Source organism: Nostoc sp. (genome assembly GCF_036916735.1).
Lineage (GTDB): Bacteria > Cyanobacteriota > Cyanobacteriia > Cyanobacteriales > Nostocaceae > Nostoc.
Genome location: NZ_JBALFV010000094.1, coordinates 203789 through 223601, shown reverse-complemented (window position 1 = coordinate 223601; position 19813 = coordinate 203789). Strand labels below are relative to the sequence as shown.

10 protein-coding genes are annotated in these 19813 nt (G+C 39.4%); 1 reads left to right on the top strand and 9 read right to left on the bottom strand.

Annotation, left to right across the window (positions count from 1 at the left end; all coding sequences use genetic code 11):
* Positions 1 to 25: 25 nt before the first annotated feature.
* From V7L20_RS21235 to V7L20_RS21200, 8 genes are all read right to left on the bottom strand, one after another.
* The gene (locus tag V7L20_RS21235; protein ID WP_334745974.1) at positions 26 to 3670 is read right to left on the bottom strand and encodes a hybrid sensor histidine kinase/response regulator; all 3645 of its coding nucleotides are present in this window, start codon (positions 3668 to 3670) and stop codon (positions 26 to 28) included.
* 83 nt (positions 3671 to 3753) lie between these two features.
* Entirely contained in the window at positions 3754 to 3936 is a 183-nt protein-coding gene (locus V7L20_RS21230; RefSeq protein ID WP_334746038.1) for a four helix bundle protein, read from the bottom strand.
* 137 nt (positions 3937 to 4073) lie between these two features.
* On the bottom strand, positions 4074 to 7382 hold the full coding sequence (locus tag V7L20_RS21225) for a GAF domain-containing protein (RefSeq protein WP_334745973.1): 3309 nt from the start codon (positions 7380 to 7382) through the stop codon (positions 4074 to 4076).
* Positions 7383 to 7502: 120 nt separating this feature from the next.
* Positions 7503 to 7976 (bottom strand): chemotaxis protein CheW, encoded by a 474-nt coding sequence (locus V7L20_RS21220; RefSeq protein ID WP_334745972.1) that lies wholly within the window; start codon positions 7974 to 7976, stop codon positions 7503 to 7505.
* A gap of 125 nt (positions 7977 to 8101) precedes the next feature.
* On the bottom strand, positions 8102 to 8464 hold the full coding sequence (locus V7L20_RS21215; protein ID WP_334745971.1) for a response regulator transcription factor: 363 nt from the start codon (positions 8462 to 8464) through the stop codon (positions 8102 to 8104).
* A gap of 496 nt (positions 8465 to 8960) precedes the next feature.
* The gene (locus tag V7L20_RS21210; protein WP_334745970.1) at positions 8961 to 10166 is read right to left on the bottom strand and encodes a response regulator; all 1206 of its coding nucleotides are present in this window, start codon (positions 10164 to 10166) and stop codon (positions 8961 to 8963) included.
* A gap of 639 nt (positions 10167 to 10805) precedes the next feature.
* Complete coding sequence (gene murQ / locus V7L20_RS21205) at positions 10806 to 11732, bottom strand: N-acetylmuramic acid 6-phosphate etherase (protein ID WP_334745969.1); 927 nt, start codon at positions 11730 to 11732, stop codon at positions 10806 to 10808.
* A gap of 117 nt (positions 11733 to 11849) precedes the next feature.
* Positions 11850 to 12278 (bottom strand): DUF3110 domain-containing protein, encoded by a 429-nt coding sequence (locus tag V7L20_RS21200; RefSeq protein WP_334745968.1) that lies wholly within the window; start codon positions 12276 to 12278, stop codon positions 11850 to 11852.
* A 263-nt stretch (positions 12279 to 12541) separates the two neighbouring features.
* On the opposite strand from V7L20_RS21200, the gene V7L20_RS21195 reads away from it, so the two are divergent.
* A complete protein-coding gene (locus V7L20_RS21195) occupies positions 12542 to 18214 on the top strand; it encodes a translocation/assembly module TamB domain-containing protein (RefSeq protein WP_334745967.1) in 5673 nt (1890 codons plus the stop codon).
* Positions 18215 to 18812: 598 nt separating this feature from the next.
* On the opposite strand, the gene V7L20_RS21190 is transcribed toward V7L20_RS21195, so the two are convergent.
* Positions 18813 to 19742, bottom strand: a complete 930-nt coding sequence (locus tag V7L20_RS21190; protein ID WP_334745966.1) for a carbohydrate ABC transporter permease — start codon at positions 19740 to 19742, stop codon at positions 18813 to 18815.
* Positions 19743 to 19813: the final 71 nt, after the last annotated feature.

Genomic DNA, 19813 nt, shown 5'->3' with positions numbered 1-19813 from the left:
CAAACTGCGACGCGAGAGCCATTAGTCATTTGCCACGGTGGACTAAATGGTTTAAATCATCTGTATTACTATTAATTAACTCATTAATTTTAGAAAGAAACTCATGTTCTAAATAAGGCTTAGTTAAGTAAGCCTTTGCACCCAATTCTTGAGCAAGCTGGCGATGTTTTTCAGCGCTGCGAGATGTGAGAATCATTACAGGTTTTTTGGCTAAATTGGGGTATTGACGAAAATTGCCCAACAACTCAAAACCATTCATTCGTGGCATCTCTAAATCGGAGATGACAACTTGTATTTCTGGATGTAGCTGTAACTTTTCTAAAGCTTCTACACCATTTTGAGCCTGTATTACTTGATAACCAGATTTTTGCAATGTGAGAGAGATAGTTTGGCGCAGACTAATTGCGTCATCTACTACTAAAACAACTTTTGGTAATATATTATCTGGCTCTTGAGAATAACTGGGTTGGGTTTCTTTTGGTGATGTATTATCTGGCTCTTGAGAGTAACTGGGTTGGGTTTCTATAGTTTTTGTGGAAGTAGATGCAGCAAGTAATGGTGTAGATGAAAAAGTATCTCCTGATATTGCTAAGGCTTTTTTATTTGACAAAGAAGGTACTGATAGCGCCATGACATCAAGTGTTGTTTGTTGAAGTTCACTAGATACCAGCAATGAAGCATCAATCACTAAGATGAGATTACCATTGGCTAAACTACTACAACCATAAATGTATTTTGGCGGTGCGATCGCATTTCCTAAAGGTCTGATTACCAGTTCTTGTTCACCAATTATTTGGTCAACTTCTAAAGCAAATCTTCCCTGATTTCGTCGTAGCAAAAGCACCGGATTTTTTGCTATGCTTGGCTCTTGATTACTTGATGTATTATATAAAGTATCATTATTCAAGCATGAATTATTATAATTAATCAACTTTGAAAGTTGATGGAGGCTGACCATAGTCTCATTATCGTCTGTATTCCAATGTAAAACTTTTTTACCTTCAATTTCTTTAATCTGCTGCTCAGACGGAATCAATATTTTTTCGATGCTGTCTAAAATAAGGGCATATACAACACCTTTTGCTTGAACGAGCATTAATTTTTCGGTAGTCATAGAAAAGGGAATTTTGAGTATAAATATTGTTCCTTGGTTGGGTAAGGATTGAACTGAAATTGAACCATTAAGTGCGTTCATCTGAGTTCGCACGATATCTAACCCTATACCACGTCCAGAGATTTCACTTACTTTATCAGCAGTAGAAAATCCAGGTGAAAATATCATATCTAACAGTTCAGATTCAGCCAGATTAGAAGCATAGGTAATAGTTTTTTCTTCACTTTGTATCGGATAAAATTCAGCAGCTTTTCTGCGAATTCTGTCTAAATTCAATCCCTGGCCATCATCTCGAACCTCAATAACAGTTTGGCTACCCTGATGATAGGCGCGGATTTCGATTAACCCTTGTTCTGGTTTACCAAACTCTCGGCGAAGTTGCGGAGATTCAATCCCGTGGTCAAAAGCATTACGTACTAAATGTAACAAAGGATCGTACAGCTTTTCTGCGATCGCTTTATCAACTAGTACTTCAGTACCAGTAAGTTTCAATTGTACAAGTTTGGCATGAACATTCCCCAACTTATCTACCATGTGGGGGAAGCGATTCAGGATATTGCCCAAAGGCGACATTCGTGCTTCTACTAAGCTATCTATAATATTAAGAGTTAAATTTTCTTGTTTGTCACTAATTTGGGCAGCTTGCGTCAGAAGCAAGTCAAGAGACTCTGTGGTTTCTTGTAGTTGCAGTGTCTCTTCTATTGCTTCATGCAATGTCATCTGAAAATCTGTATATACATCCATTTCTAAAGAGTCAAATTTCACTGCAAAATTTTGCGTTTGTTGTGAGCTAAGATTTTGTATTTGTAATGGTAAATCATGTAATTCATTTAAAGTTGTTTGGTGTCTAGTGAGTTGCTGGATTAATTGATCAATTATTTCTTTGACTTGTTCATCTTGCAAACTATGCCGTTTTTGGGAAATTAACAATTCCTCAGCTAGATAATTGAGGTGTTGCAGCCTTTCTGTATCTACACGAATAAATGAAGATTGGCGAAAGTTTTTAGTTTGAACATACTGTGATTTATCTTCTATGTCTTTATTTATTTGTGTAGCTAAATCAGGCATGACTTCAATAGTTGTTTCAGGAACATTTATAACTACCTGCTTATTAATAGTTAATGAATCAAGCTTTCCTGAAGAATCATCATTTGTGGTTACCACCACCTGCTCTGTAAGGTTTTCGCTAGCTTCTTTTCCCCATATTGCTTCTAGTAAGTTTTCAGTTTTTTGAGAAGATACATTAGGTATTTCTTTAAGAACTAAGAGTGTTTGTAACTTTGGGCTATCAAGCCAATTTTTATCTTTACTATTAACTGGAGGATATTTTTTATATTTTTGTGCTAATGTATGAATTCGCGTTTGTAATATTTTAATTAGTAAAATATAAGCGTCAGCTTTTTTAATAGAATGCTGAAACTTTGTCACAGCAAAGATTATAATTAAAATTATTCCATTTCGATAAATACAAAGGCTTTGACTATCTTCTTCATTTTGAACAAAATCAAGAAAGTTTTTCAACCAATTGTCAATATAATCAAGTAAATTTTCTTCTTTTAATCTAGGAACTATTAAATCAAAATTAAGTTCTGATTTTGGGATTTTTATTTTGTGATTAAACCAGCCCCAAATGTAGCGAATGACTTTTAAATAAAACTTGGCAGTTGTTGGCTTTACTGATTCGTTTTTATTATGCTCAGATGTAGTAATAAATTGGTAAAATTGTTCTTCTGAATTAGTTTTTAATTCTCCAAATAACTCATTATTTGCCACTGTCGTGAGTTTTTGTAAAGCTGGAGAAGTTTTTCTGCCAGATGTGCGATCGCCTTTTAATACCAATTGTTGTGCTTGTTGCAAATCTCCAAGGGCAATTTCTGCAATTTGCTGTACCTGAGTGGGGTTTGCTTGCAGCGCTAACAGAATTGTTTGAGAAATTTCTCGTAATCCGGGTAAATTTAGAGATTCCGCTAAACCGAGAAACACCTCAGCTTGAGAGTGTAAAAACTCAATAAATTCGTCATGACTTGGTGGATTATTAACAGCTTCAGCAATACTGTTTAAACGTTGCTCTACTCCTACTTCAAAAACAGACTGGACAATATCAAATCCCAATTCTTCAGAAGTGGGAATATGAGTCTCAGCACCAAATGCATCACCCAGCTTTTCTTGCAACTGTGCAAACACTGAAGTCGTTCGATGAAGCAGTTCTTCATTATTAACAGTACTACCGATTAATTCGGTATTTAATGCTATGCTAAGACATTCATAAGCTTGTAATAAAAGTGTTTGTAATTCTGCATCAACTACCACTTCTGGATTATATAAAGCCTTAAATACATCTTCTAAAAAATGGGTTATCATCTTAATTACTTCTAGTCCAACATTAGCAGCGCCACCTTTAAGTGTATGAGTAGCCCGCATTAAGTTATGAACTTTAGCAGTGCTATAGCCTTCCGATAAGCTAAATAGTTCTTGTTCAATAATTTGTACTAATTCTGGGGCTTCAGCCAGAAAGTAGATGTATCCTTGTTCGCGGATTTCGTTATCTGTAATCATATTTTAGATTTTAAATTTTGGATTTTGGATTTGTTGCGTAAAGTTTTGATTGATGCAACTGTCATTGCCATAATTTCAGTATTTTATGACATTAAGTTGCTTACTTTTTCCAAAGGTAATAAACCAACCTCAACAATAAGTTCCATCCAATAAAGACTTTCATCGGCTTCTTCCTCTACCAAGCTGAGTTTAGCAATGACATCGGCAGTTGACTTACCACGGCAAGCTGACCGATAGTTAGCTCCTACAGATGTTGCTGAACGGATTAGCTGCTTTTACCTCTGCCGTTCGACTCTGTGGAAGGGCTTCTACTAAGCGGATTACTCGCAATGCTAACTGCTTTGTTCTCCGCTTAAAATCTTCCTCATTCATAATCCCAAATTTAAAATCTAAAATCTAAGATTCATTTGACCTTAAACTTACTAGCAGTTGTTAATAAATCTTGCGCCATCCCTGATAAATCTTGAAACACAGTAGCAATTTCTTGAGATTCTGCAAAAGTCTTATTAGCAATTTCTGCTACATCTTGCATTGATTTTGTGACTGTTACAGATTGCATCATTTGTTTTTGAGTTGCTGCGGTAATTTGCTCGATTAGCTGACTAATTTCGGCAGTTGCATAAACGATCGCATTCAAGTTTTGGCGAGTATCATTGACAAGATTTGTGCCTTCTACTACCTGTTGAATACCAGTTTCCATCGCTACTGCAACTTCTCCGGTTTCTGCTTGAATCTCCTGGACTAATTTTTCTATTTCGATGGTTGCTGTTGCTGACTGGCGAGATAAAGAACGGACTTCATCAGCTACAACTGCAAAGCCTTTGCCATATTCACCTGCACGGGTGGCTTCAATAGCTGCATTCAAAGCCAGGACGTTTGTCTGTGTGGCAAAATTACCAATTAAATTCACTACTTTGGAGATTTTTTGTGAAGATTCACTGAGGCGTTTAATCTTCTTGCTGGTTTGAGCGACGGTTTCACGAATTCCTTGGATTGCTTTTACAGTTAAGTTCATCGCAGTATCACCAGACTCTACAGTTTCATTGGCTTGTTGCACCGCTACTTGCACTAACTCAGCATTTGTCACCACAGCTTGAGTAGAGTCTACCATCTGTTGAATCTCACCTAAAGCTGCGGTAATTTCCTCAGATTGTTGTTGTGCTAAATTAGTCAATCCCGTTAGTGAAGCCTCGCTGTTACCAGAAGTTTGGGCAACTTGTTGAGCAGCGCCCTGTACCTGAAGAACGATTTGCCGCAATGCTTGCAGGGTATTATTGTAAGCATCGGCGATCGTGCCTAGTTCATCTTCTGTAATCGGTGCGCGTACTGTTAAGTCACCGTTGAGGGCGGGTCTAACGGCTGTTAGCAGTTGAATAGATCGTTGTTGTAGTAGCTCTTTGGCTGCCTTTTCTCGTGCTACTGCTTCTGCTAATTTGGCTGACTGCCCTTTTACTTGTTGCAAATATTCAGTTTGTTGTAATGCTAGTCCTAACTGGTTACCAATGCGTGCTAACAAGGTGACTTCCGATTCTTCCCAATCACGAGTTTCAGAATTTTGATAAGCTGCCAGCAATCCCCACAATTGTTCTCCAGCAAATACAGGAACAATTACATAAGCTTTAACTTCAAATTGCTCTAAAATTTCCAGATGGCAAGGAGAATGACCTACCTGATAGATGTCATTTACAACAAAGTTTTCACTCTGGATATATCGACCTCCTTGAGTTTCTTGCAAGTGGGTATCTTCCCAGACAGTTTTGATATCGGGGCCTACCAGTTTTACCCAAGTATGAGCTACTGATTCTGCTACAAATTCACCAGTCCAATTAGGATTGAAGCGATAGACTGCGACACGATCGCATCGCAGTAATTGCCGTACTTCTTGAGTGGTTGTTTTGAAGATTTCTTGTACATCTAAAGATTGCCGAATCCGGTTACTAATCTTGGTGACAGCTTTCTCTTGTTCCGCAATTTGAGCTAGTTTTTCAGATTTCAACCGAACTAATTCCAAATAATCTATCTGTGATTTAGCTAGACTAAATTGCAAGCTAGTCTGAACCAAAAAGTTTACTTCCCAGGTTTCCCACTCACGGGGGTGATAATTTTGATAAGCTGCCAGCAAACCCCACAATTTATCCCCAAAGAATATAGGAACAATTATGTAAGCTTTGGCTTCAAACTGTTCTAAAATCTCAATATGGCAAGGAGCAAGTCCTACTTTATAGATGTCATTAACAATAAAGTTTTCATTTTTGATATACCTACCTCCCTTCGTTTCTTGTAAGTAGGTATCATTCAAAACGGTTTTAATATCAGGCCCTACCAGTTTTGTCCAACCAGTACCCACAGACTCAGCTACAAATTCGCCACCCCAGTCAGGGTTAAAACGATAGACTGCGACGCGATCGCATCGTAGTGATTGACGCACTTCTTGAGTGGTTGTTTTGAAGACGCTATCTACATCTAAAGATTGTCGGATGCGGCCTACTATCTTAGTAAAAGCTTTTTCTTGTTCAACTATTTGAGCTAGTTGCTCAGATTTCTTATGCATTAGTTCGAGATATTCGCCTTGTGAGATAGCCACACCAAATTGCAGCCCAATTTGAGTCACAAAGCTTTCTTCCCAAGGTTGCCAATCACGAGGCCCAGAATTTTGATAAGCTGCCAGCAAGCCCCATAATTTCTCTCCAGCAAATATGGGCGCAATGATGTAAGCCTTTATTTCATATTGCTCTAAAATATCAATATGGCATTGAGCATGACCCATTTTATAAATGTCTTTGGCCACAAAGCTTTCACCCTTGGCATAACGTCCTCCTTGGGTGTCTTGCAAGTGGGTATCTTCCCACACCATATAAAAGTCAGGGGTGACCATTTTTACCCAGCCATTACCCACTGACTCAGCGACAAACTCGCCACTCCAGTCAGGTTTAAAGCGATAAACGCCGACGCGATCGCATTTTAGTAATTGACGTACTTCTTGAGTGGTTGTTTGAAAAATCTTATCGACATTTGATGCTCGCAGAATTTTGTCGATGACTTTAGCTACTGATTTTTTTGCTAGTATTCGTTGTTGTTCTTCTCTTTTGAATTCAAAACTCTGTAATTTGTAGATTAGTTCTGTTGTAATTTGAGATAGCAGACTAATTTCTACTTCTTGCCACTGCCGTGTTGATAAGCAATTATTTACTGCCAGTAACCCCCATACTTTTCCTTCTATGACAATGGGTAAACTCAAACTAGCTTTAATTTGAAATTTATCTAGCAGTTGCTTTTGATAAGGGGTAAGTTGAATCTGACTGATATCGTCAATAACTACAGGTTGTATATAGTCTTGATTGGTATATAAACCAAAAATAATTACGGGAATATTTTCGCCTAAAGTTGGTGTCCAACCTAGTGTTTTTGATTCTGTTAAAACATTACCTGTATCAAGTGAAGTAAACTGATAAATTAAGGCGCGATCGCAACTAATTTTTTCTCTAATTTGCGCTACAGTAATTTTGAGTAGTGTATCAAGGTCTGGGGCTTGGCGCATGTGAGTTGCGATGTCTTGCAACTGTCGCCGCCAAGTTTTAAATTCCTGAGCGATTGCGTTTAATAAAGATATTTCATTGTTAGCAATATTTGTTATATTACCGCTTACATTCATATTTTCAACTTCAGAAATTATATCCTGTTTTTCATTGCTATTATTATACAAAAATGTCATTATACTGACCTCAATTTTTATTTAAATAATAACCATTTGTCATTAAAAAAGAACTAGTATTTGGTTATAAATAATTAGCAATTATTAAAATAATCTGCCTAATCAACCATAATCAACAGTTCAATTATGAATTTTCCATATCGGAGCTTGAATAATTGTGATGGGATCTAAATTAAAAATTATATCATCAGAATCATTAATAAAGTATCCCTGTAAAAAAGGTGATATTTTAGGATAAAATAGTTCGCTATTTGGGGGTTTTATTTGCTGAGTATCTAACCATTCAATATCTATCAGTTGTCGCACCAATAGTCCCAAATACTTACCCTTGTTTTCGAGAACAATGGCCATCATTTTTGAAAGTAGATTTGCTCCTTGCGAAATTGGAGGATAACCTAACATTGCCTCTAAATCTACTAGCCAAAGCATCTCGCCACGCCAGTTATAGATACCCAAGACGCTACTGGGCATCTGAGGAACGCCACATATTTCTGGTAATGATACTTGCAAAACTTCGGTGATCTGCTGTAATGAAATTATTGCTGTATCCCTGACTCCCAAATTAAAACTTAAAAACTTTTCTTTGGTTTCCAAAGTTATTGATCCTTTGTGCTTGATTATTGCTCTATAGCCAATATTTGCAGGAATTATTTGATTTTAGAGAGGCTCTAGATTAGAAATTTGGACTTATAGCTTTTCGTTGATTTATTAAATTTTTATTAATTCAGTAATCGCTTTAAAACTACCGTTAATTCATCTCGATCAATCGGTTTTGATAGATAACCATCAGCGCCCAACATATTACCCCAAATTTTATCTACATCACTATTTTTTGTAGAGCAAAAAACCACAGGTATTTTGCTAGTGTTGGGATTATTTTTTAACTCACGGCAAATCTCAAAGCCACTTTTACCTGGTAAAATTACATCGAGAAATATGAGGTCTGGCTTATTTTTATCTATTTTATCTTGAGCTTCTTCACTGCTTGTGGCGCTAATTACAGAATAACCTGCCTGTAGCAAGTAACGACTGATTATTTCCATATCTGTTAAGCCATCTTCAACAACTAAAACAGTATTCATGGTAATTACTCGTTAAAATTTTTAAGAATGTAAACAAATTTGAGATAAAAATCCTAAATGATGCGTGGATAAAGACAAAGGATTAGGGACTAGAGACTAGCCCCTAACCCCTTGTCATAAAGAATATTTAATAACTCAAATAGGACTGCTATAAATACAAAAATTTGTATTTGTCTAATTTTGATTCAATCTTTATATATTAACCTCCGAAAAAGTACGTAATGAACAGAACTTAATATATGTTTTAGTTATGGATAACATCTTCGATTTTGGATAAAAAAATAGGTGGGTTTAAGACCGCCACCTACTTGCCTCTTGTGAATTGGGATTTATTATTTATCACCCCAGTAATTTTATGTTTACTGAGGTGGAATTTACCGATTGTAAATATTTTTGCTATGGCTGTTGTTAAACAATAGGCTGATGCTGAGGAATGAAATTTTCAAGCTATCAGATTAGTTTATGATTAATCATCAAGAAAAATTATTAATTATCTCTACTTACAAACTTCTACATTAGCTTGACTCTTGTCGATGGATACACTACTCGGCGCAGGTAAATATTTACGTACTGTACTCATAACCTTGTCAGCGACTACAGGTTTAGTGATAAAATCTGTAGAGCCTACTATTTTAGCACGAACTCTATCTAAAAGACCATCACTACCTGTTAATATAATTACTGGTGTATTGACGAAGCTAGATATTCGTCGCAACTGAGTACAAATTTCGTAACCACTCGCGACTGGCATAATCAAATCCAAGAAAATCAGGTCTGGTTTATCCTGAATGAGGATTGGGAGAGCTTGTACAGCATCTTGAATTTTGATAAACCTTAGTCCATTGGAGGTGATAATATCCTCTAGCATTTTACAGACTAGAGGGCTATCATCTACGCAGGCTACTAGTGGAGCAATCGATTTCTTTGCTTGTGCAGTGATAAACTTATTGTTGCCCTCAGTTACAACTAAGGGCATATCAGGTATTTCCACCAATTCAATGATTCCTTTAAGGATATAGGGAAGCAATGAACGGGTGAGTGGTAGTACATTTTGCTTCATTTTCACGGCTAAATCTCGCAGAGTTAATTTGCCGTTGATTAAATTTACAAAGTTTTTGTAGACAGATAGACTTACTATCTGCTGAAGTTGTTCTGGTCGGCGTAGAACTGGTGCTAAGTCAGGAGAAAAATTTGCTAAACCTGCTTCTGACCAGATTTTCCACGAGTCTTGCATCTGCCTTACAGACATTTCTGCACTGGTGAAGCTTATTGGTGTTTCTAAGATAACTTCTTGGCTGCGATTGCAACTTATAGAAGCAAAATTTCCTTGCATAGCTAGGTCAAATAATAGTTCTGCTATGGTGTTTTCGGCAATAGATTGAATCTGTTCTCTCTGAATTTTATGTTTTTTATGAAAAATTTCTAGAATGCGATAATCCCAGTAATCTAGTGATACATCTTGCAAACACAACTGCAATTTATCAACATCAATCTGGGGACAATTTTGAGCCATATTTCTACGCCAACGGCGGAAGGGATGAGTTCCACCTGTTGCCCAAACTATCCGTCCCAGCCGATAATAAAAAGTCCATTGGCTACCTTTAGAACTTTTAATATTTAATTTGCCATTGTATTGTAGCTGAGTACAAGTTTTAAATTCATTAACTAGGTTATTTGAAAAAATAAGTTCGGAGTGGGTCATACTTTGTTCCTTATATTAAAAAGCAGCTATTGAAAACCCACACTATTACCACAAGTCAAAACTCACACATTTTTTAATTTTTTGTGCTTTCTGGCTGTTAGGAATAGTAGGTTTATTTTCACCGACCTGTACTAGCTATATAGTGGTCAGCAGATAGGTCAATAAGTGCAAATACATTTTGTTGATAGCAATCTAAATCAAGTTTATTAAAATCAAGGGATATAGGAAAATAGCAAAAATCTTACTAGTAAAAAAGTCATGTAGCACAGAGTTGATTCTCGGCAAACTTTACTACTTAAGTAGCTTGCTATAGCCGACATCATTAAGAAAGATACATTCAGTATTTATTTATTATTTTAAGAATTTTCATACGTAATTAGATCCGTATAATTTCTGATTTTTTGTTTAAAAAAGATTGGTAGCCTTTATTTTTGTTTCATTTATTAAGATTGGCAATATATGTTAAAATTATTTATTAAAAAATTTACATTGTTTAATCTGTCTTACTTGTAGAGAGACGCAAAATTGGACTGGGCTTCTATAGGAGAGGCTACGCCAACGCTAAGGCGTCTTTCTACACACCTAAAATTGTCACTAATAATCTTTAATTGTATAAACTATTTATTCAGGAGAACTTCTTTAAGGTTTGTTGTGGTTTTGATAGCTAATAACAGCTGCCCTAAGATTACTTTGGTGTTCTGAGAGAAGCCGATCGCCTTCGTCTTTTTCCAAACCAGTCCAGTGCATCAATAGCGCTAGCTTTACCCATTTACCACTACGTTCTAATAAAAAACCAGCTGCTTCCCGACTTAAGCCTGTGAGGTCTTGCAAAATTCGCAAAGCGCGATCGCGTAACTTTTGATTTGTTACCGCCACATCTACCATGCGATTACCGTAAACTTTGCCTAGTTTGACCATCACCCCAGTGGAAAGGATATTTAAAGCTAACTTTGTGACTGTACCAGCTTTCAGGCGAGTTGAGCCAGCGATTATTTCTGGGCCGGTTAATAAGCGAATGTCAATATCAGCATCAAAGCAAACTTGTTCGGCGGGAACACAGGCGATAAAAATAGTCTTGGCTCCTCGCACACGAGCAGCGTGAAGGGCACCGTGAACATAACGCGTTGTCCCACCTGCGGTAATGCCAACTACGACATCTAATTGGGTAATTTGTCGCCCAGCGATCGCAGCCTCCCCATCTTCGATGCTGTCTTCTAAATCTTCCGAACTGCGTACCAGTGCGCCAGCACCACCAGCAATAATCCCCTGTACCAACTCTGGAGGTGTACAAAAAGTAGGTGGACACTCAGCAGCATCTAACACTCCTAACCTGCCACTTGTGCCCGCACCAATATAAAATAAACGTCCTCCGTGGCGCAAACGCTCTGCGGTGCTATCAATTGCTTGTGCCAACTGAATTTTCGCCGCCGCAACCGCCTCGACTGCCTTTTGGTCTTCGCTATTAAACAACTCCACCAATTCCAGAGAACTGAGCTGGTCTAAGTTAAGACTGTTAGGATTTACCAGCTCGGTCAAAAGATGCCCACGTTCGTGCAAGTTTGTCATTTGTCATTTGTCCTTTGTCATTTGTTTTTTGTCCTTCGTCATTTGTTCTTTGTCAGTTAGCAACCAATGACCATTGTACAGACGCGATTAATCGCGTCTCTACTGACTAATGACTAATTACAACAATCCTTCCAATTTGCGACGCATCTTCTCTAGTTCAGAATCAGACAATTCTGGTTCTTCTAGTGGCTGTTGATTAAGAGGGAAGGTGTCTTCAACAGTATCCTCCTTCTGGGCATCTTCTTGCCAGTCGGTTTTTTCGACGTTAAGTTCTGGGGGAGTTACAACTAAATTGCTGTTTTCTGGGATGATTTCCCATTCATATCCAGCATTTTCGCAAAATTCCTTGATTTCCTCAGCATCGATCGGCTCTGGTGTCGGTGAGGGAAAATCCTGAGCTTCTAACATCAGGGCAAAGCGGGTGGCGTCGTCTTCTGACTCGAACATCAGAATTTTATTGCGATCGCCTTCCCGAATGGTATGAATTCCCTCATTTTCCGTTCGAGCATTAAAAATTAACACAAAAACACGCATTGGTGTAATCATCTGTCTTTTTTAAGGTCTATTCATATTAAAGTTCTAGGTTGTGCTTCAGCGAAAGTCATAGGAACAATTTTCATTCTATTGGGATCAGATTTATCTGAAAACGCCAATATTATGAACCATAAGTATTGGATTAAGCAAATACCGTAACTCAAGCAATGAGGTCTTGGGTTTAGTTGGCGTATCCTGGAAATGGCATACTGAATCAGCGTGTCAGTTAATGCTTGTGTGCCAGCGACATCTGGCAATTAATACTGTGAAAGCAAATGATTAAATCTCCCAATCAAGATATTCTCTCCCCGTGCCCGATCCGCAAACGTCTATGGTTGCTGGTGTTGAGTCGGGGTAGCATTGCTTTGGGCGGACTTTTGCTGTTAGGAGTTATTGTCGGTATTTATCGGTTGTGGATTTTTGTCCAAACAGAGTTAACGCCGTTGGCACAAGAAAGTCTCACGACTACACTTAACCGTCCGGTAAAACTGGGAAAAGTCACACAATTTTCGTTAATGGGAGTGCAGTTCGGGGCTTCAACTATCCCAGCCACATCCACAGATCCAGATCGGGCCTTTGTTGAAGCTGTAGAGGTTGGTTTTGACCCTTTAGAACTAATCTTTAACCGCCATCTAAAGCTAAATGTTACCTTAGTCAACCCAGATATTTATATTGAACAGGATAAGCAAGGGCGCTGGGTTTCCACTAATATAACGCTGTCGCGTGAAGGCGCAGCTATTAAAACCGATTTGGACAAATTGTGGTTTCGCAATGCCAAGCTGGCCTTGATGCCGCACAAAAGAGCAGGGGGAGGAATTTCTTCCTCATCTCCATTACCTCCCGTAACATTTTCTCAACTTAACGGTTTTGCTCAACTTTTAGCAAATAACCAGTTCATCAGGTTTGATGTGGGGGGTCAAGCAGACAGTGGTGGCAGTATTTCTATTCAGGGAAAGACGCGTTCTAGGGTGCTAGCAGGTAACTTCCAGGTGCGATCGCAAGACTTCCTGGCTGCGGATATTTCTCGGTTAATTAAGTTACCAGTTAGTTTACGGGCGGGTCGAGCCAATGGCGACTTGTTAGTTAGGTTAACACCAGGACAACGGACTTTATTGTATGGCAGCGCTGTTGTGCAAGGCGTAACAGTTCAAGTGCCCAAAGTCCCGCAACTGTTGAGCAATAGCCAAGGAAATCTTCGCTTCCAGGGAACGGAGTTGCATTTAAACGATGTGACTAGCAATTACGGCAAAATTCCCCTAATAGCTACGGGAATCATCGACAATCAAGCAGGCTTTAAGTTGGCAGCGCGTGTAAATGCGGTGAGTTTGGCTAATGCCCAAGAGACTCTCAAAGTAAAACTACCTGTGCCGATCGCTGGACAAGTAAAAGCTGATTTGCAGATTACTGGATCAACTACCCAACCAATTCTCTCTGGCACAGTTGCCACAATCCAAACTGCTCAGATTGACAAAGTTGATTTTAATACCATCAGTAGTAAGTTTGAACTTGCTACTAGTTCCTCTTTAATTACCCTGCAAGATATTCAAGGTAAAGTTAAACTTGGTGGTGATATCACGGGCGCAGGTACAATTCAACTCGGTAAAACCCCGCAACTGGATTTAAATTTCGCTGCCAAGAATGTTCCAGGGGATGCGATCGCAAAAGTTTATGACATAACACCCAACTTCCAAATTGGTAATGTCTCAGGTACAGCCCAACTAACTGGCGCTCCTACCAATGTCCAAACTGTAGTACAATACCAAGCTCCTAACGGAACTTACCCCGGAACTGGTGAAGTTGCAATTGCTCCAAATCGCAACGTCTCTTTCCGTAATGTGGCTCTGAATGTAAGTGGTGGTACAGTCCGGGCAACTGGTAGTTATGCCAATCAACGTTGGCAAGCTGTGGCTGTTGCCTCTGGGGTAAAATTGGAACCCTTTGTAGACAAAAGTCAACTGCAAAATGTCTCTTTGGCAGAAGCACAGTTTAATGGTCGTCTCATTCTCTCAGGCAGCACAGCACCATTTAAAATTGCCACAATTCGCACTGATGGTGGAGGAGTTCAAATTGGTGGCGGTATAGTTGCAGTTTCTAATATCCAACTGCAAGACCAAAGCTTTTCTGCTCAACTTGTAGCTAATGGTGTGCGGTTGGGACAAATATTGAAACAGTCTCCCCCAGCTTTAAATAACCCATTGGCGGGTACGTTCCAAATCGCAGGCAACAGAGATAATTTTAGCCTGAAAACCCTCCGTGGCAGTGGTGAGGGTCGCCTCGCTATTGGCGGTGGTACGGTTACAGCCTCTAAAATTCAAGTGGCGAATGGTGTATATCAGGCGCAAGTTCAAGCAAATAATGTGCCTGTGCAGCAGTTGGCAACAGTACCAAAGCAGTTCCAGGGAGCGTTAACTGGTCAGTTCAATGTCGCGGGTTCTGTTGATTCTTTTAAGCTGCAAACTATTCAAGCTAACGGTCAAGCGCAGGTAAATGTTGCGCGTGGGACTATTACAGCCTCTAATATTCAAGTGGGGAATGGTGTATATCAGGCGCAAGTTCAAGCAAATAATCTCCCGTTGCAGCAGTTAGCAGCAGTACCACCGCAGTTGAGAGGGACGTTAACTGGTCAAGCTAAGGTGGCGGGTTCTGTTGAGTCCTTCCAACCGCAAACTATCCAAGCCAGTGGTCAGGGACGGGTGAATCTTGCAGGTGGAACGATCGCAGCCTCTAATATCCAATTGGTAAATGGTCGCTATCAAGCTGTAGTTAATGCTGACGGTTTGGAATTAAATCGCTTAAATCAGCAATTGCAGGGTCAGTTTGGCGGTCAGTTGCAATTAGCTGGCACGTTTGGATCATCCAAATTAGCTGATGTGCGTGCTACTGGACAGGTGCAATTATCTCAAGGTATCCCTGGTCTTGAGCGACCCCTGAGTGCTGCGATCGCTTGGAGTGGTGAAAGGCTGACCATTGAACGAGCAACTGCTCCCGGTTTAAGTGTGACTGGTAACATATTAGCCAATGCAAGAACAGCAGGTATACCGGAAATTACTGCCCTAAATCTCAACGTCCAAGCCCAGAATTACAACTTAAAACAGTTACCGATCAATCTTCCTAATCAAGTTGCTGTGGCGGGGAAAGTAGATTTTAATGGTCAAATCACTGGTAAGCTGCCCTTACCAAATGTGGTAGGGCAAATTAATTTGCGAGACTTGGTTGTTCAAAATATTGCTTTTGAGCCGTTGTTAACTGGAAACATCGATTCAGCACAGGGACGCGGGTTAAATTTAAACTTGGCAGGTAAAAACGATCGCCTTGCCTTCAATTTAGATGCTAATAATCGCCCGAAATCCTTCATAGTAAAATGGCAGCAAGCATCAGCTACAGGTAATGCTCAAGGGAATGATTGGGCGCTCAAACTTGCAAATTTTCCCTTACAAATATTGAATTTGACTCCACCAGCAATTACTAGATTGGGTACTGGTAAGATAGCTGGCTTGTTAACTGGAGATTTGCTATTTAATCAGCAGACATTGGCAGCAACGGGAAATTTAGCGATCGCTAATCCGCAAATTGGCCGGCTTAAAGGCGATCAAATAGCTGCTCAATTCCGCTACAGTGATGGAAAAGGCACAGTTACCAGTAGCGAATTTATCAAAGGCAAAAGTAGCTACGCCCTTGTCGGTACTTTTGCCCAAAGCCCTAAAGGGCCTCAACTACAAGGTAAACTGAACGTCAACCAGGGAGAGATCCAAGATGTTCTAACTCTAGCGCAGATATTTGATTTACAAAACTTGCCAGGTGGTTCAGCAGAAATCTACGGCACAGCAGAGGATCTAACCACCACCCCCCAAGGAGCGCCAAATGAACCCTTATTCACCCAAATCCAACGATTTTCTGAAATTGAAGCTTTGGTCGCAGAACAGGAAGAACAGCGACTTAATTCCACTCCCATACCAGATTTGGCAGACTTAAAGGGGACTTTCAACGGAGAAGTGGCTGTAAATACAGCTACAGCCAATGGATTATCAGTGGATTTTAATTTGAATGGACAAGACTTTGCCTGGGGTAAAAAGGAAGAACTAAATCGTTATTATACTGCCGACAAAGTGATTGCCGAAGGCAACTTTGAAAATGGTGTTTTGAGTTTGCGACCTTTACGGCTTGAATCTGCAAACAGGTTGATTGCTTTTACGGGTAATATTGGCGGTGATCAACAATCTGGTCAGTTGCGGGTGAATAATTTGCCGGTACAAGTACTGAATAATTTTGTCAAACTACCAGTTGGAATCAGAGGTGATCTTAACGGTACAGCAACTTTAGCAGGTAGTATTGCTAATCCCCAAGCTATAGGAGAATTGAAAATCACAGAAGGATTATTGAATCAAAACAAAATAGATTCAGCGATCGCAAGTTTCAGCTATGCCAACGGACGCTTAAACTTTGGTAGTACGGTAGCAGTGGCTGGGCCAAAACCTGTTGATATTACTGGTAGTATCCCTTATAAATTGCCTTTTGCTTTTGTGGCACCAGACAGCGATCAGATCAATTTAGACATGAAGTTAGAAAACGAAGGATTGGCGCTGTTAAACGCATTGACTAATCAAGTGGTATTTGAAAAAGGTAAAGGAGAAGTAGACCTCAAGGTACGCGGAACATTGCAAAAACCCGAAGTAAATGGAACTGCTACTATTAATAATGCTACTTTTTCAGCCCAAGCTTTGCCAGGTAAGGTGAGACATGTTACAGGTAGAGTGCTGTTTAATTTTGACACCATCTTAGTAGAAAATCTTCAGGGTCGATTTAGCCGTGGAAAGGTAGAAGCTGCTGGAGAAATACCCATTTTCAACAATGACAACACTATTAATAATCCCCTAACTGTTAATCTTGATCAGCTAGCGTTAAATCTGAAGGGACTTTACCTGGGAGGTGCTAGCGGCAATTTACAGATTACTGGTTCTGCCCTGAACCCAGTAATTGGCGGTCAAGTAAATTTATTTGATGGTCAGGTATTGCTGGCAGAATCTACCAGCATCGGTTCATCTGCAAATAGTGGTTTTGGCGTATCACCCACAAAAGCTGATAAGCAGAGCAAATCTGAAATTGGGAATGGGACGGGAAATGCGAGCGCTAGATTTAATAATCTAGATTTAGAACTTGGTAAAAACGTCCAAATTACCCGTCCACCTATTCTCAGTTTCCGCGCAACTGGTAATCTCATAGTTAACGGCTCAATCAATCAGCCAATACCCGATGGTACTATCCGATTAGAACAAGGTGGGGTGAATTTATTCACTACCCAATTTAACCTTGCTCGTGGCTATACACACACCGCAACCTTTAGTCCTTCTCAACCCCGCGATCCCAACTTAGATATTCGGCTATATGCCAAGGTACTGGACGTAACGCAAAGTAATGACTTCAGCCGGGTAAATACCACAGGTTTATCAGCATTAGAGAGTATTCGAGTCGAAGCCACTATCAACGGTCTAGCCAGCAAACTGAATGAAAATCTAGAACTAACAAGTAGTCCGTCGCGTAGTCAAACCGAAATTGTAGCTCTTTTAGGAGGTGGGTTTGTAGACACCCAAGGACGAGGTGACAGTACTTTGGGTTTGATTAACATCGCAGGTTCGGCTGTCTTCAACAATTTTCAGTCAGCTTTTAACCAGATTGGTAATACCTTTGGCTTAAGTGAACTACGGATATTCCCTACCGTTATTTCTGATAATCCCGAAGCTGGAAGAAGCAGTTCAACCTTGGAATTAGCAGGAGAGGCTGGGGTTGATATTTCTTCAAAAATATCCGTTTCCAGCATTAAAATTTTAACAACCAATGACCCCTTCCAGTGGGGTGTTAATTATCGGATAAATGATAAGTTTCGTGTGCGTGCTTCCACTAACTTAACCGATGATAGTCGTGCAGTAGTAGAGTATCAAACGCGGTTTTAGAGAAAAAGTAATTGGGGGTGTTGAAAGTGTAAGCGATCGCTTTAGCGTACATTTTGCACTTCACTTTGTAATATACATATATTACAAGTTCTAGATAAGCATTCTCTCTACTAATTCTAATAGATTGCTATGATTACCTTTTGTTTTAAAAACAATTACACTAGAACAGATTGCTTCCTTTACTTATTACGACTTTATTCTCGAAGCTTTATTTATTATAGCTTCATAAAGAATTGGTATAACTTCATTTTTGATTATTTTTAGTTAACTTCTGTTTAGTTGAAAGCGATCATTAGTTTCTAAATAATTAGTTTTAAACCTAAAATTACTGCTCTATCTACATCCTAGCCTTTTAGTCTTTTGTTAAGAAAGATGTGACTAATGCATAGGAAACCACTAGCACGGTATCAACTCCGTGCCCTTTTTAAAGATTTAGTTAATTCGTGAACATAGTACTATCCATTCTTTTGACATACGCTATGATTTAATCAACGAAGTCGCCTAATCCACTTTAATCTCGTTAGTCAGATTAGCCTGGAACGGAGGAACCACTATTGGGGCGCATCTTGTGGAAGTTTGGCTTTAAATTAAGCCAATATCAGATTGTGATATTATCGTTCCCCTGCGTATTAATAACTAATCGCAAAATTGATAATCCTAAAATTATCAAAAATAGCACTAAACCAATTGTGCAAGCATAACTGATTTCCAAGTTACCAAAAGCTTGCTCATATAAATAATAAACAATCGTTTTTGAGCTACTGAGTGGGCCTCCTTGGGTCATAATGTATACTTCTTCAAACACTTTGGTGGCGGAAATAGCCGAAATCACCGCCACTAGTGCTAAATACGGCTTCATCAAGGGTATGGTAATATCCCAATGTTTGCTGATACCATCAGAACCATCGATCGCAGCAGCTTCGTACACATCAGCAGGAATTGATTGCAACCCCGCTAAATAAATCACCATGTAGTAGCCTAGTCCCTTCCACACGGTGACAGCCATAACGCTGGCAAGAGAAATTGGTACAATACCAAAAATTTTTTCTGGGCTAGTTAACCAAGGAATACCTTCTGGAAAAAGGCCCAAAGCTTTCAGCAACTGATTCAGTAATCCGTTTTCTGCATACAGCCATTTCCAAGCTATTCCCGCAACCACCATTGAAATTACCACTGGGGTGTAGTACGCTGCTCTAAACCAATTCATCCCTCGCAGTTTCTGATTTAGCAAAATTGCCAGCACTAAGGGAGCAATTACTAAAATTGGTACTACACCCACAAGATATAAAAAAGTGTTTTCCAAGGTTTTCCAAAAAACTGCATCCTTCCAAAGCTTGAGGAAGTTGCCAAAACCTATCCATTGTGGCGGCTGGGCAATATCTTCGTAGCTGGTAAAGCTGAGGTAAAACGCTTGCAGTGCAGGCCAAAAGACTGTTAACGCCAAAAGAACTAAAGCGGGTAGTAAAAATAAATAAGGGGTGAGTCGCTGTTTGATCAATATCCAATTTTTAGGTGTTAATTGATTCATATAAGGTCTAATAGTTGTTTTGGCTTTGTCAGCAAGAATTTGGGGATCTGAGTAGATTTAAGCTTCAATAT

Bases quoted from the DNA above. Each gene is read 5' to 3' on its own strand.
- V7L20_RS21235 (WP_334745974.1), bottom strand. From the start codon at position 3,670: ATGATTACAGATAACGAAATCCGCGAACAAGGATACATCTACTTTCTG.
- V7L20_RS21225 (WP_334745973.1), bottom strand. From the start codon at position 7,382: ATGACATTTTTGTATAATAATAGCAATGAAAAACAGGATATAATTTCT.
- V7L20_RS21215 (WP_334745971.1), bottom strand. From the start codon at position 8,464: ATGAATACTGTTTTAGTTGTTGAAGATGGCTTAACAGATATGGAAATA.
- V7L20_RS21210 (WP_334745970.1), bottom strand. From the start codon at position 10,166: ATGACCCACTCCGAACTTATTTTTTCAAATAACCTAGTTAATGAATTT.
- murQ (WP_334745969.1), bottom strand. From the start codon at position 11,732: ATGACAAACTTGCACGAACGTGGGCATCTTTTGACCGAGCTGGTAAAT.
- V7L20_RS21200 (WP_334745968.1), bottom strand. From the start codon at position 12,278: ATGATTACACCAATGCGTGTTTTTGTGTTAATTTTTAATGCTCGAACG.
- V7L20_RS21195 (WP_334745967.1), top strand. From the start codon at position 12,542: ATGATTAAATCTCCCAATCAAGATATTCTCTCCCCGTGCCCGATCCGC.
- V7L20_RS21190 (WP_334745966.1), bottom strand. From the start codon at position 19,742: ATGAATCAATTAACACCTAAAAATTGGATATTGATCAAACAGCGACTC.